The sequence below is a fragment of the Streptomonospora nanhaiensis genome (assembly GCF_026642255.1).
GTDB lineage: Bacteria > Actinomycetota > Actinomycetes > Streptosporangiales > Streptosporangiaceae > Nocardiopsis > Nocardiopsis tropica.
Window position 1 is genome coordinate 3,026,647 of sequence record NZ_CP113264.1, and the last position, 25,405, is coordinate 3,052,051.

The 25,405-nt window shown below is 74.5% G+C and carries 23 protein-coding genes; 12 read left to right on the forward strand and 11 right to left on the reverse strand.

The features are described from left to right. Nucleotides 1-118 precede the first annotated feature (118 nt). The 3 genes from OUQ99_RS13055 to OUQ99_RS13065 are packed head-to-tail and all read left to right on the forward strand — an operon-like array spanning nt 119 to nt 2,738. Nucleotides 119-877 carry a methyltransferase gene (locus tag OUQ99_RS13055; protein ID WP_267949710.1) on the forward strand — a complete coding sequence of 253 codons (759 nt, stop codon included), beginning with the start codon at nt 119-121 and terminating at the stop codon, nt 875-877. Then, a complete protein-coding gene (locus OUQ99_RS13060; protein ID WP_267949711.1) occupies nt 874-1,695 on the forward strand; it encodes a Rossmann-like domain-containing protein in 822 nt (273 codons plus the stop codon). Before OUQ99_RS13055 ends, OUQ99_RS13060 begins: the two co-directional genes overlap by 4 nt. A gap of 2 nt (nt 1,696-1,697) precedes the next feature. Beyond that, nucleotides 1,698-2,738: a pyridoxal-phosphate dependent enzyme gene (locus OUQ99_RS13065; RefSeq protein ID WP_267950365.1), complete on the forward strand. Its 1,041-nt coding sequence runs from the start codon at nt 1,698-1,700 to the stop codon at nt 2,736-2,738. 129 nt (nt 2,739-2,867) lie between these two features. Here the strand turns inward: OUQ99_RS13065 and OUQ99_RS13070 are convergent, their stop codons facing one another. The 3 genes from OUQ99_RS13070 to OUQ99_RS13080 are packed head-to-tail and all read right to left on the reverse strand — an operon-like array spanning nt 2,868 to nt 5,726. Continuing rightward, the gene (locus OUQ99_RS13070; protein WP_267949712.1) at nt 2,868-3,878 is read right to left on the reverse strand and encodes an ABC transporter substrate-binding protein; all 1,011 of its coding nucleotides are present in this window, start codon (nt 3,876-3,878) and stop codon (nt 2,868-2,870) included. Further along, nucleotides 3,859-4,686 carry an ABC transporter ATP-binding protein gene (locus OUQ99_RS13075; RefSeq protein ID WP_267949713.1) on the reverse strand — a complete coding sequence of 276 codons (828 nt, stop codon included), beginning with the start codon at nt 4,684-4,686 and terminating at the stop codon, nt 3,859-3,861. Before OUQ99_RS13075 ends, OUQ99_RS13070 begins: the two co-directional genes overlap by 20 nt. Then, the gene (locus OUQ99_RS13080) at nt 4,686-5,726 is read right to left on the reverse strand and encodes a FecCD family ABC transporter permease (RefSeq protein ID WP_267950366.1); all 1,041 of its coding nucleotides are present in this window, start codon (nt 5,724-5,726) and stop codon (nt 4,686-4,688) included. Before OUQ99_RS13080 ends, OUQ99_RS13075 begins: the two co-directional genes overlap by 1 nt. 352 nt (nt 5,727-6,078) lie before the next feature. On the opposite strand from OUQ99_RS13080, the gene OUQ99_RS13085 reads away from it, so the two are divergent. Both OUQ99_RS13085 and OUQ99_RS13090 read left to right on the forward strand, forming a co-directional pair. Then, nucleotides 6,079-6,666, forward strand: coding sequence for a hypothetical protein (locus OUQ99_RS13085; RefSeq protein ID WP_267949714.1), 588 nt, complete (start codon nt 6,079-6,081; stop codon nt 6,664-6,666). Between the two features lie 125 nt (nt 6,667-6,791). Next, nucleotides 6,792-8,309, forward strand: a complete 1,518-nt coding sequence (locus OUQ99_RS13090; protein ID WP_431061504.1) for a PepSY-associated TM helix domain-containing protein — start codon at nt 6,792-6,794, stop codon at nt 8,307-8,309. 112 nt (nt 8,310-8,421) lie between these two features. Here OUQ99_RS13090 and OUQ99_RS13095 read toward each other — a convergent pair whose 3' ends face one another. Beyond that, nucleotides 8,422-9,873 carry a PLP-dependent aminotransferase family protein gene (locus OUQ99_RS13095; RefSeq protein ID WP_267949715.1) on the reverse strand — a complete coding sequence of 484 codons (1,452 nt, stop codon included), beginning with the start codon at nt 9,871-9,873 and terminating at the stop codon, nt 8,422-8,424. 67 nt (nt 9,874-9,940) lie between these two features. Here OUQ99_RS13095 and OUQ99_RS13100 point away from each other — a divergent pair, with 67 nt between their 5' ends. Beyond that, nucleotides 9,941-10,612 carry a pyridoxamine 5'-phosphate oxidase family protein gene (locus OUQ99_RS13100; protein ID WP_267949716.1) on the forward strand — a complete coding sequence of 224 codons (672 nt, stop codon included), beginning with the start codon at nt 9,941-9,943 and terminating at the stop codon, nt 10,610-10,612. 267 nt (nt 10,613-10,879) lie between these two features. On the opposite strand, the gene OUQ99_RS13105 is transcribed toward OUQ99_RS13100, so the two are convergent. The 3 genes from OUQ99_RS13105 to OUQ99_RS13115 all read right to left on the reverse strand — a co-directional run bounded on the left by OUQ99_RS13105 (nt 10,880) and on the right by OUQ99_RS13115 (nt 13,709). Beyond that, nucleotides 10,880-11,767 (reverse strand): glycoside hydrolase family 19 protein, encoded by an 888-nt coding sequence (locus OUQ99_RS13105; protein ID WP_267949717.1) that lies wholly within the window; start codon nt 11,765-11,767, stop codon nt 10,880-10,882. Nucleotides 11,768-11,999: 232 nt separating this feature from the next. Then, on the reverse strand, nt 12,000-12,155 hold the full coding sequence (locus OUQ99_RS13110) for a hypothetical protein (protein WP_267949718.1): 156 nt from the start codon (nt 12,153-12,155) through the stop codon (nt 12,000-12,002). A 324-nt stretch (nt 12,156-12,479) separates the two neighbouring features. Then, the gene (locus OUQ99_RS13115) at nt 12,480-13,709 is read right to left on the reverse strand and encodes an MFS transporter (RefSeq protein WP_267949719.1); all 1,230 of its coding nucleotides are present in this window, start codon (nt 13,707-13,709) and stop codon (nt 12,480-12,482) included. Nucleotides 13,710-14,445: 736 nt separating this feature from the next. Between OUQ99_RS13115 and OUQ99_RS13120 the strand changes: the two genes are divergently transcribed. Continuing rightward, nucleotides 14,446-15,378: a TauD/TfdA dioxygenase family protein gene (locus OUQ99_RS13120; RefSeq protein WP_267949720.1), complete on the forward strand. Its 933-nt coding sequence runs from the start codon at nt 14,446-14,448 to the stop codon at nt 15,376-15,378. Nucleotides 15,379-15,550: 172 nt separating this feature from the next. Here OUQ99_RS13120 and OUQ99_RS13125 read toward each other — a convergent pair whose 3' ends face one another. From OUQ99_RS13125 to OUQ99_RS13135, 3 genes are all read right to left on the reverse strand, one after another. Next, the gene (locus OUQ99_RS13125) at nt 15,551-16,285 is read right to left on the reverse strand and encodes an SDR family NAD(P)-dependent oxidoreductase (RefSeq protein WP_267949721.1); all 735 of its coding nucleotides are present in this window, start codon (nt 16,283-16,285) and stop codon (nt 15,551-15,553) included. Further along, nucleotides 16,282-17,358 (reverse strand): dihydrodipicolinate synthase family protein, encoded by a 1,077-nt coding sequence (locus OUQ99_RS13130; RefSeq protein ID WP_267949722.1) that lies wholly within the window; start codon nt 17,356-17,358, stop codon nt 16,282-16,284. The genes OUQ99_RS13125 and OUQ99_RS13130 overlap by 4 nt, the downstream gene beginning before the upstream one ends. 182 nt (nt 17,359-17,540) lie before the next feature. Beyond that, on the reverse strand, nt 17,541-18,716 hold the full coding sequence (locus OUQ99_RS13135) for a mandelate racemase/muconate lactonizing enzyme family protein (protein WP_267949723.1): 1,176 nt from the start codon (nt 18,714-18,716) through the stop codon (nt 17,541-17,543). 183 nt (nt 18,717-18,899) lie between these two features. Here OUQ99_RS13135 and OUQ99_RS13140 point away from each other — a divergent pair, with 183 nt between their 5' ends. The 5 genes from OUQ99_RS13140 to OUQ99_RS13160 all read left to right on the forward strand — a co-directional run bounded on the left by OUQ99_RS13140 (nt 18,900) and on the right by OUQ99_RS13160 (nt 23,848). Then, nucleotides 18,900-20,228, forward strand: a complete 1,329-nt coding sequence (locus OUQ99_RS13140; RefSeq protein WP_267949724.1) for an MFS transporter — start codon at nt 18,900-18,902, stop codon at nt 20,226-20,228. A gap of 74 nt (nt 20,229-20,302) precedes the next feature. Beyond that, complete coding sequence (locus OUQ99_RS13145) at nt 20,303-22,135, forward strand: BNR-4 repeat-containing protein (RefSeq protein WP_267949725.1); 1,833 nt, start codon at nt 20,303-20,305, stop codon at nt 22,133-22,135. 356 nt (nt 22,136-22,491) lie between these two features. Then, nucleotides 22,492-22,917: a hypothetical protein gene (locus tag OUQ99_RS13150; protein ID WP_267949726.1), complete on the forward strand. Its 426-nt coding sequence runs from the start codon at nt 22,492-22,494 to the stop codon at nt 22,915-22,917. After that, complete coding sequence (locus tag OUQ99_RS13155) at nt 22,914-23,252, forward strand: transcriptional regulator (protein ID WP_267949727.1); 339 nt, start codon at nt 22,914-22,916, stop codon at nt 23,250-23,252. Before OUQ99_RS13150 ends, OUQ99_RS13155 begins: the two co-directional genes overlap by 4 nt. Beyond that, the gene (locus OUQ99_RS13160; protein WP_267949728.1) at nt 23,249-23,848 is read left to right on the forward strand and encodes a GNAT family N-acetyltransferase; all 600 of its coding nucleotides are present in this window, start codon (nt 23,249-23,251) and stop codon (nt 23,846-23,848) included. Before OUQ99_RS13155 ends, OUQ99_RS13160 begins: the two co-directional genes overlap by 4 nt. Nucleotides 23,849-24,150: 302 nt before the next feature. On the opposite strand, the gene OUQ99_RS13165 is transcribed toward OUQ99_RS13160, so the two are convergent. Further along, nucleotides 24,151-25,284, reverse strand: coding sequence for an ISL3 family transposase (locus OUQ99_RS13165; protein ID WP_267949729.1), 1,134 nt, complete (start codon nt 25,282-25,284; stop codon nt 24,151-24,153). Nucleotides 25,285-25,405: the final 121 nt, after the last annotated feature.

Genomic DNA, 25,405 nt, shown 5'->3' on the forward strand with positions numbered 1-25,405 from the left:
AGCCGCCCCTGCCGCCCCGCGCGGTCGGTCCGGTGTCCGAGATGCGACCTGGGGCGTGTGTGCCGGCGCCCCGTGTCCGCATTCCGAGACGTACCCCTCCGCCGTCGAAAGGACCCGCGTGGATCCCTCCCTGATCGCCCAGCTCCCTCCCCCTCTTCCGGCCGAGCAGATCATCGGCATGAACCAGCCCAAGGCCGACCTCCGCACCCACCGCACCTACACCTGGAACGGATGGGACTTCACCGTCCCTCCCGGCGTGTTCATGCCGGGGGAGACGAGCCGGATGATCCACCAGCGCCTCCTCGACGGCGACATCGCGGTGCGGGGCAGGCGCTACGCCGCGATGGGGGTCGGCCTGGGGGTCGAGACCGCCGTGGCGGGCCTGCGCGGAGCGGCGCGGGTCTACGCCGTGGACGTGCACGCCGACAGCGTCCGCGCGGCCGGGGACAACTACCGCAGGCTCGTCACCGGCGCGCAGGCGCCGGAGTTCGTCCCGGTCGTCTCCGACGTCTTCGCGGGCTTCCCCGAGGGCCACCAGGCGGACGTCGTCACGTTCAACCCCCCGGCGGTCAGCCAGCCGGTGAGCGACGACCCCGACGTGGTCCGCAACGTGTGTGCCGGGGCCGCGGTCACCGAGGCCTTCTTCTCGCAGATCGCCGAACGCGACCTGCTGGCCCCCGGCGGGGAGGTCTACCTCATCGTGTCCAACACCGCCGACCTGCGCCGCATCATCGGCCACGCCGCCGCCACCGGGTTCAGGGCACAGATCCACCACCTGCACGACTGGGAGGACGGCGTCCTCACCCACCTGTTCCGGCTGACCCGCGGACCCGCCGGGGCCGGGGACGGGGACCGCGACCTGGAGGCCGTCCGATGAAGGACCTCGACACACTCTTCCGGTCGGTGCTGGCCGAGCCCGACCTGCCCCCGGCGACCAGCGTGTTCTGGGTCCACCACGGCACCCGGCTCGCGGGGGGAGGGGTCACCTACCTCAACCAGTACGTCCTGGTCAGGGTCGGCCGGGCCTTCGGCGCGTGCGCCTTCGAGCAGGGCGCCCTGGACCCCGCGGTCTGCGCCGAGGCCTCCGGCGCCCCCCTGCGCGACCTCCTCCTGCACGGGCCGCTCCCGCTGCGGCTCGCCGCCCTGGACGCCTACCTGGGACAGGCCGCGCCGCACGCCGAGGACCCCCGCGCCGAGGAGGTCGTCCTGCCCCGGGGCACCCCGGAGGAGCGGGCCCTGGCACGCGACGCGGCCGTCGCCGGTCTCGTCCCCGAGCCCGACGGCCGCAAGGTCGGCCTCATCGGCGTGGTGAACCCCCTCGTCGCCGCCATCCACGAGAGGGGAGGGCGCTGTCTTCCCTGCGACCTGAACCTGCGGAGCACGCAGTGGGGCGACCCCGTCACCCCGGACATGGAGGAGGTCCTCTCCGAGGCCGACGCCGTCGTCGCCACCGGGATGACCCTGGGCAACGGGACCTTCGACCGCATCCTGGAGCGCTGCCGCGAACGGGACGTCCCGCTCGTGGTCTACGCGCAGAGCGGCGCGGCCGTGGCCCGCGCGTTCCTCGGCGCGGGCGTGAGCGCCCTGTCGGCCGAACCCTTCCCGTTCTCCCAGTTCAGCGCCGACCCGACCTCCCTCTACCGCTACCGGGCCCACGGTGCGGACCGGAGAACGGCCGGGGGAGGGGAGGGGTGACCGTGGACGAGCACTTCTCCGAGGCCGTGGGCAGACCCGACCTGATCGACCTGGGCGGGGGGCTGGCCTGCCTGCGCTTCGAGTCCATGAAGGTGGCCTCCGCCGTGGCGGCGGTCCGCCACCTGCTCGACACGGGGGCCGTCCGCCCGGGCGACACCCTCGTGGACAGCTCCAGCGGCATGTACGCCCACGGCCTGGCCCTGGCGGCCCACCGCTACGGCCTGCGCTGCCACATCATCGGCTCCACGACGGTCGACCGGACCCTGCGCGTCCAGCTCGCCGTGCTCGGCGCCACCCTGGAGCAGATGCCGCCCTCCGACGACCTCCGGCTCGACCAGAACCGCCGGGTGCGCAGGGTCCGCGAGGTGATCCGGGACAACCCCGGATTCCACTGGATGCGCCAGTACCACGACGACGTCCACGCCCTCGGCTACCGCGAGGCCGCCGACATGATCGCCCGGGAGACGGGGGGCGAGCCGCTGACCCTGGTGGGCGGCGTGGGGACGGGCGTCTCGACCGGGGCCCTGGCCCGCTTCCTGCGGGAGAGGGAGCCCGGCACCGCGCTGGTGGGGGTCCAGCCCTTCGGCAGCGTCACGTTCGGCGGCGACGGCGTCGAGGACCGGGACATCATCATCGCGGGCATCGGCAGCTCCATCCCGTTCGGCAACGTCGACCACTCGCTCTACGACACCGTCCACTGGACCGGGTTCTCGGCCGCACTGGCGGGGAGCGTCGACCTGCTCCGCCGCCACGCGGTGTTCGCGGGGCTCTCCACCGGGGCGGCCCACCTCGTGGCGCGGTGGGAGGCCCGCCGCAGCCCGGGGCGCCGCGTCGTGTTCCTGGCGCCGGACACCGGCCACCGGTACGTGGAGTCGGTGTTCGCGCGCCACGGGGAGGCCGCGGCGATCGAGGACCTGGCTCCGCGGGAGGTCCTCGATCCGGACGACCTGGAGCTCCCGTGGTCGCGGATGGAGTGGAAGGGGGCCGCGCCGCCCTCCCGCGCCGTCCACACCGACGACCTGGTCACGTCCCTGGAGGGGTGAGGACACCCGCCGGAGTCCCCCTCCGGCGGGCGCCTCCCCGTGCGCGTGCCCGCGCACGGGGAGGCGGGCCGGGCGCACCGGCACCGCCACGCGATCGCGGGGCCGGTGCGCCTCACGGCCGGACCGGGCTCAGCCCCGCTCCAGCTCCCGCAGGTACTCGGCGAAACTCTCCAGTCCGTCGATGTTGCGCGGGCCGGAGATGCCCTCGTTGTAGTCCAGGACGAAGAAGTTCTCCTCGACCACCGCCGGGACCTCGGACATGGCGGGGAACGAGGTCAGGAAGTCGATCTTCTCCTGGGCGGGCTGGTCGCCGTAGTCGAGGATGATGACGACCTCCGGCTCGGCCTCCACGACCGCCTCCCAGCCGACCTGGGTCCACCGCTCGTCGAGGTCGCCGAAGATGTTCTCGCCCCCGGCAGAGGAGATGATGTCGTTCGGCGGCACCTGGCTGCCGGCGGTGAAGGGCTGGTCGGCGCCCGAGTCGTACAGGAAGACGGGAACCGGGTCGCCCTCGGGCACCTGCTCCTCCACCGCCGCGACCCGCTCCCTGTAGCCCTCCACGAGCTCCGTCGCCCGCTCCTCGACCCCGAAGATCCGGCCCAGCCGGTCCAGGTCCGTGTAGAGGCCCTCGAAGGGGGTGACGCGTTCGGGGAAGCCCGGGTAGTTGAAGCAGGACTCGGCGTGCATGAAGCTCTGGATCCCGATGCCGTCCAGGATCTCGGGGGTGATGCCGCGCTGGTCGCTGAACCCGGAGTTCCAGCCCGCGACCACCAGGTCCGCCTCGGCGTCCACGACCGTCTCGCGGTCGAGGAGGTCGTCGCCGAGGAACTCGACGCTCGCGTAGTCCTCCGCCCAGGGGGACTCCTCCACCGGCGGGTTGGCCGGCGGCATCACGTAGCCGTGCACCTGGTCGGCCAGCCCGAGGGCGAACAGCTTGTCGGCGCTGCCGCCCTCGTAGGCGACGGCGCGCTGCGGGGTCGTGTACTCCACCTCCTCGCCGCAGCGCTCCACGGTCACCGTGTCCGCGGCCGCCGAGCCCTCCTGGACCTGGGCGCCGCACCCGGCGAGGAGGACGGAGACGGCCGCCACGGGGAGCACGGACCGCCAGGGGGAACTGCCTTCACGAACGCTGGTCGTCATGGGACGCCTTTCTCGACATCACGGAGTCCAGGTGGCCTGGACGGGGAGGGAGCCGGTACAGCACCTGGGGGTCGCCGGTCAGGGGGTGGGGCACCACCGAGGCCTCGATGCCGAAGACCTCGCGGAGCAGGGCGGGGGTCAGGACCTCGTCGGGGGTGCCCGCGGCCACCAGGGCGCCCTCGGAGAGCACACCGATCCGGTCGCAGGCGGCCGACGCCAGGTTGAGGTCGTGCAGGACCACGAGCACCGTGATCCCGGCCCCCCGTACGAGGGACAGGAGTTCGACCTGGTGCCGGACGTCGAGGTGGTTGGTGGGCTCGTCCAGGACGAGCACCCGGGGCTCCTGGGCCAGGGCGCGGGCCACCAGGACCCGCTGGCGCTCCCCGCCGGACAGTTCGAGCACGCCCCGGTGCGCGAGGTGCGCCACGTCCAGGAGCTCCATGGCGTTGCGGCACAGGTCGCGCTCGCGGGCGCTGAGCGCCTGGTTGCCCCGCAGGTGGGGGGCGCGGCCCAGGGCCACGACCTCCTCCACGGTGAAGTCCAGGTCGCTGCCGCTCTCCTGGGTCAGCGCCGCGACCCGTTGGGCGCTCAGGCGCAGGCTGAGGGAGGACAGGTCCTCCGCCCCCAGCCACACCCGGCCCGCGTCGGGGCGCAGGGCCCGGTACACGCAGCGCAGGGCGGTGGACTTGCCCGAGCCGTTGGGGCCGACCAGCCCCACCACCTGCCCGTCGGGGACGTCCAGTGTCAGCGCGCGGACGATCGGTTCGCCGCCGAGTTCGACGGACAGGCCGTCGAGGCGCAGGTCCATCAGCGTCCTCCGAACAGGTAGCCCCTGCGGCGCATCAGGGTGATGAACACCGGGACGCCGATCAGGGCGGTGATGACGCCCAGCGGGAGCTCGCGGGGGGCCGCGGCCACGCGGGACGCGAGGTCGACCCACACCATGAAGACCGCGCCGACCAGCGGGGCGACGGTGAGGACCCGGCGGTGGTCGGCGCCCACGAGCATGCGCACGATGTGCGGGATGACGAGGCCGACGAACCCGATCGCCCCGCTCACCGCGACCATGGCCCCGGTCATGACGGCGGTCAGGGCGAAGAGCCACCGGCGCAGCCGGTCCGCGCCGATGCCCAGGCTGGCCGCCGTCTCGTCGCCCAGCGCCATGACGTCGAGCGGGCGTGCCAGGCCGCGGAGCATCACCGCCCCGAGGACGACCACCGCCGCGACCACGGGGAGGGAGCCCCAGGTGGCCGCGCCGAAGCTCCCCATGGACCAGAACAGGACCGTGCTCGTGGCCTCGCTGCTGGGGGCGAGGTAGATGATCACGCTCATGACCGCCTGGAACCCGAAGGACAGGGCGACACCGGTCAGCACCAGGCGCAGCGGTGTCACCCCCGTCCGGGAGTAGGCGATGAGGTAGACGAGGAGGGTGGCGACGAGGGCCCCGAGGAAGGCGCCGGCGGAGACCGCGTAGACGCCCAGGGCCGAGAGGGCCCCGAACACGCCGACGAGGACGGCGCCCACGGAGGCCCCGGAGGAGACGCCGAGGATGTAGGGGTCGGCGAGCGCGTTGCGCACCATCGCCTGGACGGCGACGCCGACGACGCCGAGGCCGGCGCCGACCAGGGCGGCGAGGATCACGCGCGGCGTCCGGATCTGCCAGATGATCTGGTACCGGACGACCTCGTCGGCCTGGATGGCGCCGCCGGTGAGGGCCGCCCACAGGTAGCGCACGGTCTCGCCGGGCGGGACGAGCGCCGAACCCAGTCCGATCGCCAGGACCATCGACACGGCCAGGACGGCGCCGAGCACGACCGCGGCCAGCGCGGCGCCGGCGGGGGTGGACAGGCGGCGGACCCGGCGCGGGCCCGCCGGGGCGGGGGTGGAAGCGGAGCGGGGGTCGGGACTGTGTGCCTGCCGTGGTTCGTCCGGGGGGACGGACAGTTGGCGCACCGGGTCTCCCTTCCGATATGCGCGATAATGACAATGGTTATCATTCTAGGCTTGAATTGCACCACTCGCGCACGTGATCGGGGCACGGATTCGCCGGTCCGAAGGGCGAAAAGGGCCCGAAAGGGACAAGGGGGTAGAACGTCGGACCCGCAGGGGTTCCGGCGAGGCCGCGAGCGCGGGGGCCCGGCCGGAATCACCCCGGGTACACGTATAGCCACGCAACCGCCGCCCGTGCACAATGGCAGCCATGTCGACGCCCGCCCCGCCCCGGCTGCCGCGCTCCGCGGTGTTCGCGGGGGTGTGCGTGGGCGTCTCCGCCACCGGGCACAGCCTCTCCTCCGGGCACGGCGTGCCCCCGCTCGCCCTGGCCCTGGGGGGCGTGCTGGCCCTCGCGCTCGCCCACGGCGCGGCCCGCTCCGAACAGGGCCTGGGCGCGCTCGCCGCCCGGATGCTGTGGGGCCAGGCCGCACTGCACCTGGTGTTCACCCTCGCCTCCCCGTCCGGGGCGACCGCGCCGGGCGGGACGGGCCACGGGCACGCCGCCGCGCACGCCGCCCTCCCCGAAGGCGCGTCCGGGGCCGGAGCCGACATGCTGCTCGCCCACGCCGCGGCCGGGCTCGTGAGCGCGTGGTGGCTGCGCCAGGGCGAACGCGCCCTCTTCGACCTCCTCGGGTTCCTGGACGCGCTCCTGCGGGGAGTGCTCCTCGTCCTCCTCGCACGCCCCCGCACGGTCGTGCTCCCCGGCCCGCCGCGCTTCGCCCGCACCGGTGTGCCCGCCCCCCGCCCGGGACAGCGGTGCGTCCGCCTCGTGCGCGGGCCCCCGGCCCTTCCCTGATCGACACCACGACGCCTGCCGCGCGCCCTGCGCCCGGCCCCCGCCGACGCCCCGCGCGCCGGCGCCGCCACCCGTGCCCGCGTCCCCCACGGGGGAGCGGGGAGATCAGCAGAAGGCCCCGACCCATGCGAAGAAACGACACCTCCGACCCCCACGAGCCCGCGGCGGGCGCCCCCGTCCCCGGCGAGCCCGCACCCCCCGTCTCCGCCACGCCCGATCCCGCCGTCCCCGGCGATCCCGCAGCTCCCGCCTCCTCCGCCGATCCCGCTACGCCCGCCCCCGCCCGCACCCTGTGGTCCTCCCTACGCCCCCTGGTCCTACGGATGCACTTCTACGCAGCCGTCCTCGTCGCCCCGTTCATCGTGGTGGCAGCCCTGACCGGGCTCCTGTACGTCTACACGCCCCAACTCGAACAAGCGGTCCACGCCGACCTGCTCACCGTCGAACCGGCGGACACCGCCGTCCCGCTCTCACAGCAGGTCGAGGCGGCCTTCGCCGCACACCCGGAGGCGGAGCCGAGCGCCGTGCGCCCCTCCGTCGGACCGGGACTGACCACGCGCGTGCTCTTCGACGCGGAGGGCCTCTCCGCGAGCTACCGCCTGGCGGTCTTCGTCGACCCCCACACCGGGGAGGTCGTCGGCGACTCGACCAGCTACGGCAGCAGCGCGTCGCTCCCGGTGCGGTCCTGGCTCTCCGAGTTCCACCGGACCCTGCACCTGGGCGACGCCGGCCGCCTGTACAGCGAGCTCGCCGCGAGCTGGCTGTGGGCGGTCGCCCTCGGCGGCCTCGCCCTGTGGCTCTCCCGCGGCCGGCGCAACCGCCGCGCGCGCCGCGTCCTGCTGCCCCGGCGCTCGGCCGCCGGGCGCGCCAGGACGCTCTCCTGGCACGGGTCCGTCGGGACCTGGGCGCTCGCCGGCCTCCTCCTGGTGTCCGCGACCGGGCTGACCTGGTCCCAGTTCGCCGGGGAGAACATCGGCGGGATCCGGGGCGCGTTCGGCTGGCAGACCCCGGCGCTCTCCGCGCCCGCCCCCTCCGACCACGGAGGACACTCCGGCCACGGGGACCACGCCGGACACGAGGCCGCCGACCCGGCCGGCGAGGTCGACGCGGTGCTGGACACGGCCCGCTCGGCCGGTCTCGAAGGGCCGGTCGAGGTCTCCTTCCCGGTGGAGGACGGCGCGCCGTTCACCGTCAGGGAGACCGACCAGAGCTGGCCGGTCCAGCAGGACGCGGTCGCCGTCGACGCGCACGCCGACACCGTGGTCGAGGAGCTGCGCTTCGCCGACTACCCCCTCATGGCCAAGCTGTCCACCTGGGGCATCGCCTTCCACATGGGCCTGCTGTTCGGGGTGGTCAACCAGGTGCTGCTGACCGTCCTCGTCCTGGGGCTGCTGGCGATGATCTTCTGGGGCTACCGCATGTGGTGGCAGCGCCGTCCGACCAGGGACGGGGCGTTCGCGACGGGGCGTCCGATCCCGCGCGGCGCGTGGCGCGCGGCTCCGCCGTGGGCCAGGGTCGGGGTCGTCGCCGTGGCGGTGGCCGTCGGGTACCTGCTGCCGGTCCTGGGGGTGTCGCTGCTGCTGTTCCTCGCGGTGGACCTCGCCGTCGGGGCGCGCCGCAGGAGGCGGGCCCGCACCGCCTGACGGGGCCCGGCCCCGGCCCACGGGGGAGCGCTGCCCGAACTGCTTCCCGACGGCGGTCCGGTCCCCGTGTCCCGGGGCCCACGCCCCTTCCCTCCGCGGAACGGCGGGGGGCTCAGCGGGCCGCCGGGCCGCCGCCCCCCGCGCGGCGGCCCACGGCCCCGGCCAGGACCCGGCACGCCCTGCGCAGGTCGGCCGGGTGCGCGGCCCCGTAGCCCAGGATCAGGCCGTGGACGGTCGGTTCGCCGTGGCTCGCACGCGAGGTGTCCTCCACCAGGACGCCCTGCTCCGCGCTCTCGGCCACCACCCCGGCGACCGCGTCGGCCGGCAGCGGCAGCATGACGTGCAGCCCCGCCGTGTCCCCGGTCAGGTACGGGCCCAGGTGGTCGATCAGCGTCCGCCGCCGGCGGGCGTACTCCAGGCGCATGCGGCGCAGGTGCCGGTCGAGGTCGCCGCGCTCCAGCAGCAGGGCCGTCGCCGCCTGGGCCTGGACGCCGGTGCGGTCGGACAGGCGGTCGCGGGTCCCGGCCACGCGTTCGAGCAGCGCGGCGTCGGCGACCAGCCAGCCGATCCCCAGGTCCGGGGACAGCGTCTTGGAGAGGGTGCCGAGCAGGACCACGTGCCCGGGGTCCAATCCGTACAGCGCGGGCAGCGGCGCCACGTCGTAGCGGAACTCGGCGTCGTAGTCGTCCTCGACGACCAGCGCGCCCCGGCTGCGCGCCCAGGCCAGCAGGCGCTCGCGGCGGGGGACCGGGAGGCGTCCGCCGAGCGGGTACTGGTGGGCGGGCGTCGTGTAGACCACGGACAGGTCGGCGGGCAGGTCGTCGACGACGATGCCGTCCCGGTCCACCCGGCAGGGGACGACCTCCGCCCCGCGCGACTCCAGGATGTCGCGCGCCCTCTGGTAGCCGGGCTCCTCGACCCCCGCCCGCCCGCCCCGGGCCAGGACCGTCGCGGCGAGCAGGTCCAGGCCGTTGCCCGTGCCGCGGGTGACCAGGACGTTCCGCGGGCCGACCCGGACGCCGCGGGTCCGGCGCAGGTGCTCGGCGAGCGCCTCGCGCAGCCGCGGGAGCCCGCGGGGGTCGGGGTCGTCGTCCAGCGGCAGGGAGGCCGCGTGCCGCCAGGCCCTGCGCCAGGCGGCCCCGTCGTGCGAGCGCACCCAGGGGACGCCCGGACGCAGGTCGACCATGCCCAGCCGCCGGGCCTCCGCCCGCGACAGGCGCGGCTCGGGCGCCCGGCCCGCCGCGGGCGGCGGCCGGCCCCCCGGAGGCGCGGGTGCGCCGGGGGAGGGCGGGGCCGACGGGGAGGCGTGCTCGGCGACGTAGGTGCCCGACCCGTGCCGTCCGTCGAGCCAGCCCTCGGCGTACAGCTGCTGGAAGGCCTCGGTCACGACGGTCCGGCTGACGCCCAGCTGCGCGGCGAGGGACCTGCTGGAGGGCAGGCGCTCGCCCGGCCTGAGCAGCCCTTCGGACATGGCGCCGCGCAGCGCGTCGGACAGCTGCACGGTGAGCGGCACCGCGCTGGAGCGGTCCAGGCGCAGGGGCGGGTCGGCCGGCGGTCGGGACAAAGTGGTCTTCCGTTTCAGGGAGGAAATGGCTGTGTTCGGGGAGTCCACTTCTTCCTAGGCTAGCTCCATGCTCTCGACCACGGAACGCACCAGACTCGGCCGCGCCAAGCACAAGGCCCGGACCGCGCGCACCGACCTCTACGACCTCCTGGACGCCGGGTCGGTCTGCCACCTCGGCGTCGTCGTGAACGGCGCGCCCATGGTGGTCCCCACCGGTTACGGCCGCATCGGCGACACCCTCTACCTGCACGGGTCCACCGGCGCCCGGTCGCTGCGCGCCGGCGGGGAGGTGTGCGTGACCGTGACCCTCGTGGACGGCCTCGTCCTGGCCCGGTCCGCGTTCAACCACTCCCTCAACCACCGCTCCGCCATGGTCTACGGCGTGCCGCGCGTGGTCGGGGACGAGGAGGAGTCGCTGGCCGCGCTGCGGGCCCTGACCGAGCAGTTCGCGCCGGGGCGGTGGGACGCCGTCCGCCCGCCCACCGCCAAGGAGCTCGCCGCCACACGGGTGCTGGCGCTGTCGTTGGAGGAGGCCTCAGTGAAGGTGCGGACCGGCCCGCCCGTGGACGACGAGGACGACCTCGGCCTGCCGGTCTGGGCGGGCGTCGTGCCGGTCCGCCAGGTGTTCGGCGCACCCGAGCCCGACCCCGGCCTGGCGCCCGGGACCGGGGTGCCCGAGCACGTCGCGGCGCTCTCCGGCGCGCTCGCGCCGTCCGGTGGCACGGCCGGGGCGCGCTGACCCCGGGGCGCCCTCCGAGGGGTTCCGGGGCGGTGCGCGGGCCCGGTCGTGCTCCACGGGCGCGGGCCCCGTGGGAGGGGGCCGTCCGGTCGCGGGGCCGGGACGGTGCGGGGAGGCACGGCCCGGAGCGCCGTCCGGCGGGGTCGGGAACAGGGTCGGCGGGGCCGGCCCCTGCTCCCGGGACACCGGAGCGGAGGCGCCCCCGGCGGTCGCCGGGGACACCCCCGCTCCGATGCGGTCCGCGGGCGCTTCGCCGCGCCCGTCGGATCAGCAGCTCAGGTTCCCCCCGGTGGTGGTGCCGAGGATCTGGGTGAACTCCGTGAACTTGTTGATGCGGCTCTGGACCTGCCCCGGGTTGTTGCCGTTGCACTCCATCGCGCCGTTGATCGAGCGGATGGTCTCGCCGAAGCCGTGGCCGTTGACGATGGCGTTGTGGGGCGTCATCGTGCCGGGGCCGCTCTGGGTGTTCCAGTACCAGAGGCCGGTCCGCCAGGCGACCGAGGCGTTCTGCTCGACCAGGTAGGGGTTGTTCAGCAGGTCGATGCCCAGGGCGTCGCCGGCGGCCTTGTAGTTGTAGTTCCAGCTGAGCTGGATCGGACCGCGTCCGTAGTAGGCGGCCTGGCCGGCCGGGCAGCCGAAGGGCTGGTTCCAGTCGCAGTAGTGCGGGTAGTTGGCCTCGTTGGTCTCCCTGATGTGCACCAGCCCGCCGGTCTCGTGGCTGACGTTGGCGAGGAAGGCGGCCGCCTCGCGCCTTCGCACCTCGGTGCTGCCGGTGTTGGCGAAGGCCGGGTAGGAGCTGAGGGCGGTGGTGAGGCCGCTGTAGGTGTAGAAGGAGTTCCGGTTCGGGAACATCTGGTTGAACTGGGCCTCGCTGACGACGAACGCGACGGGGTTGGGCTCCTCCTCGCCGCCGTTGCCGCAGGCGCCCTGGTCGGTCCAGACGTCGGAGGCGCCGGGGCGCTCGTTCTGCGTCCACCACTTGGCGGTGTAGTTGCGGCCGTTGTACGAGGCCTGGCTGCCGCCGGTGTAGACGGCGGAGGAGCTCCAGGCGGTCGCGCAGGCGGTGGCGGCCTGTGCGGAGAACGCGGGGAGGACGGCGAGCACAGCGGCGAGCGCGCCGAGCGCGGCCAGCTGGCTCAGGAGACGTCGGATCACGGGGTCACACTCCTAGGGTGCGGCGCGACGTCCGACCGCGCGCCGCAGGGGGTGCCGTCACCTAAGCAAGCTGGTCTAGACCTGTCAAGACCTGTGCCACGGATCGTGAGGATACGGTGACGGAACGGACGGGGCCGGTGTGGGGGAGGGTGCCTCCGGGACGCGGGCGGTAGGTTCCGGACGCACCGCGCCCCCGTCCGCCTCGCGGTGGACGGGGGCGGTCCTTCCCGTGTCAGACGGGGTCCCCGACCCCGCCCTCCGTCTCGGGGCCGGAGCCGAGGGGGTCTCCGACCCCGCCCTCCGGGGCTGACATCGGGTCGTTGATGCCGCCGTCCGGTTCGGTCCCGGCGGGGTCGTCGATCCCGCCTTCGGGGGGCTGCTCGCTCACCTGTGTCTCCTCGGGTCGTTGTGCGCCGTGCCCGCGACCGGGGGAGGTGGGGCGGGTCACGGTGTCCTTGTCGGCGGTCGGGATCCTGCTTCCCTTGTTCCCCGAGGCCGGTCGCCGGGAACCGTGATGCCCGCATCCGGCCGACATCCGCGGAACGGGTTGTACAGGGTCCCCTCATCGGACTCAGGGGGCCGGTGTGGGGGAGGGGTGCCTCCGGGACGCGGGCGGTCCCGGGAGGCGCCGTCCGTGCCGGTCCCGGTCCGGGGAGACCGCCCTCGCCCCTGGCGCACCGGGGCCCGACGCCCGCCGGAGGTGTCCCCCGCCTCATGCCGGGGCAGGTCTGGCGCGTTTCGGGCCGCTGGCCAGGGCGACGACGGCGCCGAGCACGGAGAGCCCCGCCAGCAGCAGGAACACGGCGGCGTAGCCGCCCATCGGGCCCGACAGCAGCGCGCACGCCCCCGGGGCCAGCGCCATGGTGAGCATGAGCGGGGTGTGCATGACGCCGTTGAGCGTGGTGTAGTGCGCCTCCCCCCAGCGGTCCGCCACGGCGGTGGCCTGGAGCAGGGTGAGCACGCCCCTGGCGGAGCCCACCAGCGCGGCGGCGCCGATGACCAGGGACAGCGGTCCGCTGACCAGGGCGAGCAGTGCGGTCGCCGCCGCGCAGGCCAGGAGCACGACCGCGATCCGGTGGACCGACCCGCTGATCCGCGCCAGCGGGGTGTAGGCGAGGCGGCCCAGCACCTGCCCCACGCCCACGACGCCGAGCGCCCAGGCGGCCTCGGTGGTGCCGTAGCCGCGCTCCTGCATGAGCGGGACGATGGCGACCACCACCGCGTACACGGTCAGGGTGCCCAGGGCCAGCGCCGTGGTGAGCGCCCAGAACGCGCCGCTGCGCAGCACCGCGCGCACGGCGGTACGGTCGCGGATCCGGTCCTCCGCCCGGGCGGGGTTCCAGGGCCGGGACAGGGCCAGGGCGTGCAGCGGGACCGCGACCAGGGCCAGGATCAGCGCGAGGACGAGGTAGGTGCCGCGCCAGCCGACCTGTGCCTCCAGCGCGGCGGTCAGCGGCGCGAAGACGGTGCTGGCCAGGCCGCCGACCAGGGTGAGGAAGGTCAGGGCCCGGACCCGGCGCGGACCGTACCAGCGGGTCAGGGCGGCGAAGGCGGGCGGGTAGGAGAGGCCGGCGACGGCGATCCCCGCCACCTGCCAGGCCGCGCCGAAGAACCACAGGTCGGGGGCCAGGGCGACCCCGACGATGGCGAGGGCCCCGAGCAGCGCGGCCGCGGTCATCACCGCGCGCGGGCCGCGCAGGCGCAGCCAGCGGGCCACGAAGGGGCCGCTGAGCCCCGCCATCACCTGGGAGCCGGAGAACAGGACGATGACGATCGGGAGGGACCAGCCGGTGTCCTCGGCGATGGCCGGTCCCAGCACGGGGAAGGCGTAGAACAGCACTCCCTGGCTGACGGTGACGGTGACGCACAGGGCAGCCAGCGCCCCGCGCGCCTCGGTGCCGGCCGGTCGCCGTCTCCGCGGGCGCGGGCGCCGAAAGGTCATACGCGCCACCCGCCCGACGACGGCCGGGAGCGGGTGAAGGGCTGGGGAACGGAGGCACGGTTCCATCGCTCTTGCACGGGGGACTCCTCGCCCTGGAAGGGGCAGGTCCAGGGATCGAACGAACAGGTGACGCGTTCATGTCCATATCCCCTTTACTACACTGAGTATTCACCGAATGACCATCTGTCGTTTGCCTGGCATTCCAGGTTCTTTACGGTCAACCTGCGACTATCCGCGCCTGTCCGGTCATCCGTCCATACGCCCGGGCCCCGCCGCGCCCGCGCCGGGGTACGGACGCCTGTCGGCGGAGGGCATTGACGGGGCGGCCCCGATGCGTCACTGTCGGTCCCATGGACGCCCTCCCGTCGAACCGCCCGACCGCCCGCCGGTCCGCCCGGCCCGACCGGAAGCGCCGCGGCACGCCGGGACTCATCCTGCGCCGCGGCCGACTGGGCTCCCCTCCCCGCGCCTGACCCGCGGGCGGCACCCGTGCCGGCGTTCCGCCGGTGACCGCCGGGTCCGGTCCCGGGGCCGTGTCTCCGTGTCCCGTCCCGTCCGCTCCCCGTGCCCGGCGCGGCGTCCGGTCCGGTGTCCGGGGGCTCGTGTCTCACGCCCTCCGCGCAGACCGCCCCCGCCCGTGAACAGGGCCTCCGTCCCCCGGCCGCCGCCCGGCGAGCCGCGGGTCCCGGTGGGCGCCCCCCGTTTATCCTGTTTTCCCATCGGAAAGGTATGGAACATGACTGCGATGATCGAGACCACGACGGGGCTGCGCGACAGCGCCGCGGTCGACACGGCGCTCGTCGAGGGCCCGCGCACACTGCGCCGGCTCCCCGAGGGCGCGTCCGCCCAGCCCTACCGCCTGTTCGAGGTCCGACCCCTCGGCGCCCTCATCGGCGCCGAGATCCACGGCGTGGACCTGCGGGAGGAGATCGGCGAGGAGCTGCGCGCCGAGATCCACCGCGCGCTCCTGGAGTACAAGGTCGTCTTCTTCCGCGACCAGCCCATCGACTCCGCGCGCCAGAAGGCCGTCGCCCGGATGTGGGGGGAGCTGGAGACCAACCCGTTCATCGACCAGGGGGACGACGCCCACGTCGCCCGGTTCGCCAAGGGCGGGACGCCTCCCAGCTACGAGAACGTCTGGCACACCGACGTGACCTGGAGGGAGCGGCCCGCCATGGGCGCGATCCTGCGCCTGGTGGAGGTCCCGCCCGTGGGCGGCGACACCCTGTGGGCCGACATGGCCGCCGCCTACGACAACCTGCCCGACACCGTCAAGGAGCGCATCGAGGGCCGCACCGCCGTCCACGACGTCATCCCGGGGTTCTCGCGGTTCCTGGACGAGCGCAGGCTCCTGGAGTGGCAGGACCGGTTCCCGCCGGTCGAGCACCCCGTCGTGCGCACGCACCCCGAGACCGGGCGCAGGACGCTGTTCGTCAACGTCTCCTTCACGACCCGCATCGTCGGGATGGAGCGGGCCGAGAGCGACGAGATCCTGCGCTTCCTGTTCCAGCAGGCGCACGCGCCGGAGTTCCAGGTGCGCTTCCGGTGGGAGCGCGACTCGGTCGCCTTCTGGGACAACCGCGCCACCCAGCACTACGCGGTGAACGACTACCACCCCCACCCCCGGATCGCCGAGCGCGTCGCCATCGTGGGGGACCGCCCCTTCTAGAAGGGGACCCGGCCCCGGCGGGCGGGCCGCCGGGGCCCGGCGGCGGGGACTTCTTCAGGCCGGGTCGGCGGGGGAGAACCCGGGCGGCCCCGGCCAGGCCGGGCCGGTCCCGACGCCCCCGCGGTGGCCCCGCCCGCCGTCCGACGGGCGGGGGTCCGTGGGCGGCCCGGGGTCAGTCCCCGGTGCCGGGGAGGAACCGGGCGCGCAGGTCGGGGCGCAGGAACGCGGCGGGGGAGGCGATGGAGAGCCCGCCGTCCACCGGCAGGACCACGCCGGTGACGAAGGAGGACTCCGGGGCCGACAGGAACACGACCGCGTGCGCGACCTCCTCGGGCGTGCCGGTGCGGCCGAGCGGGTAGCCCTCGGAGGCGGCGGCCAGCCCCCTGCCCCCGATGAGCCCCGGCGCGACCGCGTTCACCCGCACCCCCCGCGGCCCGTACTCCAGCGCGAGCTGGCGCACGAGCCCCTCGACGCCGGCCTTGGCCGCCGCGTAGCCGGGCAGGCCGGGCGCCGCGAGCGTGCCGTTCACCGAGCCGACGGCCGTGATCGCCGACCCCTCGCCGAGCAGCGGGAGCGCCGCCCGGCAGGTGTAGAACGCCGAGCCCAGGGTGGTGTCCACGGCCGTGCGCCACTGCTCGTCGCTGGTGTGCTCGGCGGGGGCCACGGGCATGGCCGCGGCCGCCGGGACCAGGACGTCCAGTCCGCCCAGGGCCTCGGCCGCCCCGGCGACCGCTGCCGCCGCGCCCGCCGGGTCCGCGCAGTCGGCGGCCAGGGCGAGGTCGAGCGAGGGGTCGTCGAACTCCTCCAGGGAGACGCCCGCGACCCGGTCGCCCCGGGAGGCGAAGGCCCGGGAGACGGCCCGGCCGATGTCGGAGGAGGCCCCGACGACGAGGACGCGCCTGCTCATCGGCCCGCACCGCCCGCCGCCGCAGCGCTCCCGCCCACCGGGGCGGACGCGGCCTTCGGAGCTCCCGCGGCCTGCGCCCCGGAGCCGTCCGGCCCGCGACCGGGACCGGCGTCCGCCGTCCCCGCCGCGCGCGGCGACGGGTTCGCGCCCCGGGCCGCCGCCACGACGGTGTCGTGGTCGGGCAGGCCGAGGTCGTGCAGGATCGCGGCGAGCCCGGCGGCGGTGCGCGGGTCGAGCGGGGCGGCGGGCAGGCGCACGGCGGCGGAGCCGATGACGCCGCGGGCCACCAGCACCTCCTTGTGCACGGCCCAGGCGACGCCGCCCTGCATGCCGAAGCGCAGCAGCGGCAGCAGCCGGTCGTAGGCGCGCCTCGCGGCGCGGCGGTCCCCGCCCTCCCACAGGGAGAGGACGCCGCCCAGCAGGTCGCTCACCTCGCAGGCGGGCATGGTGCCCACGGCGCCGGCCCCGTACTCCTCCAGCAGGAAGAAGGCGTTCTGGCCGCCCAGCACGGCCGCGTCGGCGCCCCGCGCGTCCAGGGCGGCGCGCACGGCGGCGGTCGAGGCCGGGGTGGGCGGCGACTCGACCTTGACCGACGTGACCCGGTCCAGCGCGGCGATCTCGGCGATCACGGCCGGAGCCATGGACACCCCCGTCGCCCCGGGCGCGTCCTGGACCATCACGTCCAGCGCCGTCGCGGCGCACACCCGGGTGTAGAACTCCACCACCTGGCGGGCCGAGGGCTTGACCAGGTACGGGGGCAGCACCATCAGCGAGTCCGCCCCGCCCGCCTCCGCGGCCCGCGCCTGCTCGACGGCCGTCTCGACGGAGGTCCCGTTGACCCCCGCGACGACCGGCACCGCTCCCGAGGCCTCCTCGGCGACCGCGTCGAGGATCCGGGACCGCTCGTCGGCGGTGAGGGCGAAGCCCTCGCTCGCCATGCCGAACACGGCGAGGCCGTCGACGCCGCACGCCAACTGGAAGCGGACGAGCCGGCGCAGCCCCTCGTCGTCGAGGGTTCCGTCCGGGTGGAAGGGGGTGGCGAGGATGGGGACGAGTCCGCCGAGAGCGGTCATGGTCGCCTCTTTTCCGGTGGGTGGGTGGTTCGTCGGTCGTGGTCTGCGGGCGGCGGCGCGCCGCCGCGCCGGGCGGCCCGGCAGGTGCGGGCGGGCGCTGCGCCCCCGGCGCCGGACGGTGCGCTCCGCCCGTCCCCCGGGGGGGCGGCGCCGGGCGCGGCCGCTCCGGGGCCGGAGCGGGGTCACCGCGTGGAGCGGTGGCGGACGGCGGCGGAGCGGACGCGCTCCTCGTCGACCTCCAGGCCGAGTCCGGGGCCGGAGCCGAGCCCGATGCCGTCGGGGTGCGCGTCGAAGTGGAAGCCCAGCTCGGCGGCGGTCTCGACGGTGGTCGGCTGGTACTCGAAGAAGGGGGAGTACTCCGTCGCCGCGCTCACGTGCACCCCGGCGGCGAGCGCGGGGCCCAGGCCGACGGAGTGGTGCGGGGCGACGGGCACGTGGTGGGCCGAGCACACCTCGGCGATCGAGGCGGCCTCGGTCACGCCGGTGCGGCCGACGTCGGGCTGGGCCAGGCCGAGGGCCCCCGCCGCCAGCCACTGCGCGAACTCGTAGCGGTTGCGCAGCGTCTCCCCGACGGCGACGGGCAGTTCGATCCGGTCGGCGAGGCGGCGGTGGCCCTCGACGTCCTCCGGTGCGAGCGGGGCCTCCAGGAACACCGCCCCGCGGTCGGCCAGCTCCCGCCCCAGCCGGGCGGCCTGGGAGGGCGTGTAGCGCCAGTGCGCGTCCACGGCGAGGGCCAGGCCGGGCGCCGCCGCGGACACCGCGTCGACGGTGGCCAGGTCGGCGTCCACCCCGTTGCCCAGGTGGAGCTTGACCGTGCGGGCCCCCCGCTCCTGCCACCGGCGGGCGAGGTCGGCCCGTCCGGCGTCGTCCGGGCTCGGGAGTCCGGACACGTAGGTGGGCACGCGGGTGCGGTGCGCGCCGCCGAGGAGGGCCGCCACGCCGAGTCCGCTGATCCTCCCGGCCAGGTCCCACAGGGCGATGTCGACGGCGGCGAGCGCGTCGGCCTGGTGGCCGACCAGGTGGCCCCGCTCGCGCATGAGCGAGCGCAGCCGCGCCCAGGCGGGGCGCGGCGCGGTGGCGTCGGCGCCGATGAGCTGCGGGGCGAGCAGCCCGTCGACCACCTGCGCGGGGATCTCGGGGCCGACGGGGGCCAGCGCCTCGCCCCACCCGGCGGTGCCGTCCTCGGCCTCGACGCGGACCAGGAGGGTCTCGAAGAGGGCGGAGTAGAGGCTGAGCCACGGTTCGCGGACCCGGTAGCCCTGCTCCTCGGTGAGCGCCGAGCCGTCGGCGAGGGAGCCGAGGTAGGCGGCTGGGCCCCGCACCTTGACGACGAACGTCTCTACGTTACGAATGCGCATCGAACTTCCCATGTGACCCTTGACATGTCGACTGAGTTAAATCACTGTTGCACACACTGCATGGCTCATGCAATGACGTGGTGGATAAGACACAGGGTGCAACGCGCTCCCTCGATAGCGGTGGCGCCGGCCTTCCGCCACGTGGCCGGACCCCCGGCCGACGACACGGACGACGAGGTAGACATGACCGAAGGAACATCCGACGTGCGCGCCGCGGACGTCGCCCCTCCCACCCGGAGGGAGACGAGGAAGGTCCTGCTCGCCACGGGCATCGGACACTTCGTGGAGTGGTTCGAGATGGGGATCTACGGAACCCTCGCCACCAGCATCGCGGCCAACTTCTTCGCCCCCGGGGACCCCACCGCGGCGCTGCTCTCCACGTTCGCGCTGTTCGCCGTCTCCTTCGTGGTCCGCCCCCTCGGCGGCCTCTTCTGGGGACCGCTGGGCGACCGGATCGGACGGCAGAAGGTCCTCGCCCTGATCGTCCTCATCACCTCGGGGGCGACCTTCCTCATCGGCGTCCTGCCGACCTACGCCACGGTCGGCGCCCTCGCCCCGCTGCTGCTCGTCCTCGCCCGGCTCGTCCAGGGCTTCGCCGCCGGGGGCGAGTCCGCCAGCGCCACGACCCTGCTGTTCGAGTACGCCCCCCGCGGCCGGCGCGGCTTCCTCACCAGCTGGATCGACACCTTCGGGTTCCTGGCCTTCGTCGCGGGCTCCGGGCTGGCCCTGCTGCTGACCACGGTCCTGGGCGACGCCGCCATGGGCGACTGGGGCTGGCGCATCCCCTTCCTGCTCGCGCTCCCGCTCGGCCTGGTCGGCCTCTACCTGCGCGTGCGCATGGAGGACACGCCGGAGTTCCGCCGCCTGGAGAAGCTCGGCGAGATCGCGCAGTCCCCCGTCAGGGAGGCGTTCCGCACCGGCGGGACCGCGATGCTCCTGCTCGCGGGCATGGTCGTCATCAAGGCCGTCGCCCACTGGACGCTCCAGACCTACATGCCCAGCCACCTCGCCCAGACCCTGGGCTTCAGCTCGGTGCAGTCCTTCCAGGTCACCACCGCGTGCCTGGCCGTGGTCGCGGTCCTGGTGCCGTTCATGGGGGCGCTGTCCGACAGGGTGGGCCGCAAGCCGCTGCTCGTCGCGGGCGCGGGCGGGTTCCTGCTGCTGTCCTACCCCGCCTTCTGGCTCATGTCCCAGGGCAGCTTCGCGCTCGCGTTCCTGGCCATGGCCCTCCTCGGCGTGCTCATCGCCGCCTTCGACGGGGCGGTCAGCGCGGCGATGGCCGAACTCTTCCCCCCGCGCACGCGCAACGGCGCCATCGCGATCCCCTACAACATCGCCGTCGCCCTCTTCGGCGGCACGGCCCCCTACCTCGCCGGAATGCTGGTGGCGGCCACGGGGTCCCCCATCAGCCCGGCCTTCTACATCATGTTCGTCGCCGCGATCTCCCTGGGCACGGTGCTCCGGCTCCGCGAGACCGCCGGACGGCGCGCCCCGGCCGACGCCGCCCCCTGACCCGCGCCGCCCCGCCGGAGTCCCCGGGGCAGCCCGCCCCGCCCGCCCCCCGAACCACGGACTGGACACCCCCTGTGAGAAGAACCGGACGCACCCTGCCGGCCCTGGCCGCCGCCGCCCTCGCCGCGGGCCTGGCCTCGGCCCCCGCAAGCGCGCTCGCCGCGCCGCCCGAGGCCCCCGCGGACATCGAGGAGATGCCCTACGCGGTCGACACCTCCAACCAGGCCGCCTGGTGGAAGCCGATCGACTCCGTCGACGGCCACGACTACCTCGCCTTCAACGCCCCCGCCTCCGAGGCCGGGCGCCACGAGGTCCACCTCGCCCGGCGCACCGCCTCGGGGGAGTGGACCTCCGGGTGCCTGCGCGCCCGGGCCGGGGCCGACTGCGTCTCCTACACCGACGACATCGGGCACAACCAGCCCTCGATCACGGTGGACGGCGACGGCCGCGTCCACGCCTTCGTGTCCATGCACAACGACGCCTGGCGCTACTACCGCTCCACCGCCCCGGGCGACGTGGACTCGCTCGTGGAGTCCGCCGCAGACCTCCCCGACGGCGGGGGGACCTACACGTACCCGGTGACCGCCCGCGACGACGCGAGCGGCGACGTGTACGCGCTGGTCAGGGCCGACGCCGCCGACAGGCGCCACGGCCGCCTGTACCGCTGGGACAACGCGGCGGGGGAGTGGTCCCGCGAGACCACGGTCGCCTCCGCCCCCGGCCACGCGTTCTACCCCGACGACCTGGAGGTGGACGGCCGGGGACGGGTGCACGTGCTGTGGGAGTGGGGGCCCTTCCCCTCCAGTACCGCCCGCCACCTGGGCTCCTACCTCGTCTACGACCCCGCGACCGGGACCGCGGCGGACGCCGCGGGCGCCCCCGTCGCGCTGCCCGCCGCGGCCGACCCCGGGGGAGCGGTCGTCTACCAGCCCTACACCGAGGGCGAGGACATCGGCACGCAGGCGCCCTCCCTCCAGAGCGCCAAACTGGCGCTCACCCCGGAGGGCTCCCTGGCCGGCGTCGCCTACCGCTTCCGCGACCGTGACACCGGGGACGGCTTCTCCGGCTACGACGCCCGGTACGCGCGCTGGACCGGGACCGCCTGGGAGAGGGAGGTGCTGGCCGAGGCGGGCGCGGGCGGCGTGCACACCTCCGCGGCGATCGACACCACGCACGCCGACGGCACCACCCGCGTCTACCTCGTGGCCGAGCACCGCCGCTGCGCGGGGGCGTTCAGCCAGGTGGTGCGGGCGGAGCGGTCCGGGAGCGGGCCGTGGCTGCTCGACCGGGCCGGGCCCGAGCGCCCCGGCCTCCAGCGGCTGAGCGCCCTCACCGGCGCCGACGGCGCCGACACCCTCTACGTCAGCGCGCCCCTGGCGGAGGGGACGCGGGGTTCGGTGTTCCGCATCGGCCTGTCCCGGGGCACGCCCTCCGGGGGCGGCACGTGGGAGGAGCTGGTCTCGGGCCTGTCCGAGGACCCCGACCTGGGCGAGAACCTCGCCCTGGGCGGCGCCACGTCGGTGAGCTCCCGGCGCGACGCCGACAGCGGAGGGGACCGGGCCGTGGACGGCGACTGCTCGGACGCCTCGCGCTGGATCTCCGCCGAGGGCGACGCCGAGCCCACCCTCACCGTGGACCCGGGCGCGGTGGCGGACGTGTCGGCGGTCCGCGTGGCCAGCGGCTACGCGCCCGACCCCGCCTCCACCGTCCTGCGGGACTTCGAGGTGCGCGGCCGCACCCCCGGCGGGGGCTGGACCACCCTGGCCTCGGTGAGCGGCAACACCGAGGAGCTGCGCGTCGTGGAGTTCGCGTCCGCCGAGGTCGACCGGGTCCAGCTGGTCGTGACCGACCCCTCGGCCTCGGAGGTCGACGTCGCCAGGGTCCGGGAGTTCCAGGTGTTCTCCTGAGGGGCCGGGGCGCCTCCCGGCAGGGGCGCGGGCCCCGGCCCGGCCGTGCCGCACGGGTACGGCGGCGGAGGTGTTGACGAACGCGAACATGACAGTGGACACGAGCACGGGCATGTCAGTGCTTCCCCTGCGCACACATCCTCCGCAAGGCGCACTGACCAGGCATGGTTCTCCCGAAGGCCCGGCAACAGGACAGTAACCCGTAAGTAGCTCCGAGGGCCCCAATCGATCCGTGGCCTCCGGCGGGGTCTGGCCCTAGGTCCTGTAGCGATCCCCTCGCCCCCGAGAGCCGCCCCGTGCGACGGATGCGGGTCGTCCGCCCACAATCATAACTTTATGAGTGGTAAAGTGGTTGCATGGCAGAAAATCACTTCACCTATGATGATGCGGTTTCCCGTGTGTCCACCAGCCAGGAGGCCGGTGCCCGCGCGCTGCGCGCAGTGCGCTGGTTCCGGTGGTTCGTGGCACTGCAGACCGTGTTCGCCCTGGCCTTCACGCTCTCCATCGACGTGTTCGGGGCTCCGTACTGGACCGCGTTCGCCCTCCTGCTGCTGGCCTCGGCCTCGGTCTGGGCGACCGCGTACCGCCACAGCCTGTCGGCACCGCGCCACGGCTTGCGCAACACGGGCATCGCCGTGGCAACGTGGTTCGCGCTCTACACCCTGATGCTCGACCCCGCCCTCCAGCTCGTGGGCGCCTCCTCGCCGTGGTGGTGGGTGCTGGCCGGCGCCGTCGCGGCCAGCCCGATCGCGGCGTGCCTGTGGGCGAGTTCGCGTCGATGAGCCATCCGCGCAAGGACCTGGACGCGCTCATCCACTCACCGGTGAGGTTCTCGCTCCTAGCCGCGCTGCGGAACCTGGAGGAGACCGACTTCCGTTTTCTCGCCGACCTCCTGGAGGTCAGCGACTCCACCCTGTCCCAGACCCTTACCGTGCTCCTGGAAGCAGGCCTGGTCGACGTCCGCAAGGAGGCCGTGGGCAGACGCACCCGCACATGGGTCAGTATCACCGACGCGGGCCACGACGCGTTCAACCGGCACCTGACCACCCTGCGGGCAATCATTGACTCCGGCCCCGGCCACCCACCCACCCACACCCCAGAAGAGGACCCTTCGTGACTTCGTTCCTGCGCCTCGGCGCACCCCAGGACCTGGACGCGGTCGTCGACACCTTGGTCGCGGCCTTCGACGACTACCCGTGGACGCGCTATGTCATCCCCGAGGACGACTACACATCCCGGCTGCACGAGCTCCAGCACCTCTACCTGAAACACGCCTTGAACCACGGGATCGTTGCGGTCAGCGAGCACGGTGAGGGGGTGGTCGCGCTCCTGCCTCCGGACGCATCGGAGCCCGGCGAGGCAACCCTCGAGCGGATCATCACCCTGTACGGCGACCGGATCGACCGCCTGGCAGGCGTCGACCAGCGGCCCGTGGACCCCGACGACTGGAGTCTGGAAACCCTGGGAGTCCACCCAGACCACCAGGGCAAAGGGCTCGGGGGAGCCCTGATCGAGTTCGGCCTTGACGCAGCGGGACGGCAGGGCGCCCGAGCCGTGCGACTGGAGACCTCCGAGGAGCGCAACGTCAGCCTCTACCAGCGGTACGGCTTCCGCGTCACCGACCGTTCCCAGCGTCCCGGCGGGCCGCCGGTATGGACGATGCGCACAGTGTTGGACACGACCGGTGCCGGCAACGAAACACGGTCCGCCTGAGGGGGCGGACAAGATAAGCCGGAAAGGGGCGATGGTCGGCTGACCGCGGCCCCGGCACACCGACACGGGGGTGACTCGCCGCGACGGACGCCCTCGTTCGTGATTGTCTTGCCGCGACGCCCCCGCCGCCGCTATGCGGGGGGTTGTCGGCGGCCAGAACCAGGACGAGCGGGCATGAACCACGCAGGACGGGTAGGCCACCCGGAACGCCCGGATGGGTCTCCCCTCTGATCTGCGAGAACACCTTGGGGTGTGGACAGGCGCGGCCTCGCGACCCGCCGACGGCGTGGGGCCGATCGCGGTCACTTCGGGTGATGTGTGCGTTCTCCGGACAAGCACCTTCCCTTCGTCGCATACTCACCTCGAAGGAGCCGTGCGGCGCGGGGTGGGCAGTGGTCGATCCGGAGAAGAGGCAGGCGGCGACCGCGCGGTCGCGTCAGCTCGCCACGGCGGGAACGCTCACGTCCCGGCACGTGCGGCTGGCGGCCGCCGGGTGCGGAGTCAGCGAGCGCACCGTGTGGCGGTGGATCGACCCCGACGCCCCAGTCGTCGACGGCCGGGTCCGCCCCGGGTACCGGCTCACCGACACCGACCGCGCCGCCTACGCCTTCTACCGCGACAACGCCACCGCCGTGCACCGCGCCCGCAGCTCCGCCGTCGGGGGCACGGACCTGTCGGCGGGCGTCCCGGTCCCGCTCGCTCACGCGGGCGCTCCTCTGCACACCCACGCGCTCTGCCGCGCGCTGGACTGGCCCCAGCATCGGCTCCAGGCCGCGCTCGGCCACCTCGGTGAGGTTGTGCCACAGGTGGAAGCGGCCGGCGACCTGGACAGCCTCGGGTGCTCCGACGCGGGCTCCGTCGGCGTAGGCCCCGGAGCGGTCTCGGCAGATCACCCGTGCTCCGGGGTGCTTCTTCAACCACGCCGCGAACGCGGAGGAGGTCCGACCGGGCAGGAGATCGACCGGCCGGTGGGTGCCCATGTCCAGAAGGACCGTCCCGTAGACGTTCCCGCGTTTCAGCGCGAAGTCGTCCACCCCCAGGGCCGAGGGCGCCGCGGCCAACTCGGGATCGGGCAGCGCCCGCAGCGAGCGCAGCAAAGTCATCCGGTTGACCGGCATCCCCAGCAGCTGGGCCAACCGAGCCCCCGCACGGCCGGCGAGCGCTCGCGCAATCGCGGTCATGGCTTCCTTGCGCGGCAGGCTGAACCGGCCATGAGGCGAGGTCAAACCGGGTATCTGTTCCGCGAACGTCACTGCCGGACAGGCCGGGTCAAGACACCGGAACCGGCGGATGCGCACCCGGATCACGACCTCTGCTCCGCCGACCGTGCTGTCGCGGACGGTGCGTTCATAGCGGCCATGCAAGCGGGTCGACTCCGTCCCACACCTTGGGCAGGCCTCGACAGCGGAACTCGCCCGAGCTACGAGATGGAGCATCCCCGGTGTCCGTTCCCCGCTTTCCACCACGAGCCCGGACAGATGCGGAAGAAGCCCTTCGATCCCCTGAAGTTCACACGCAGCTCAGAATCGCAGACCCCCATAACTCTTCGTGAGCAAA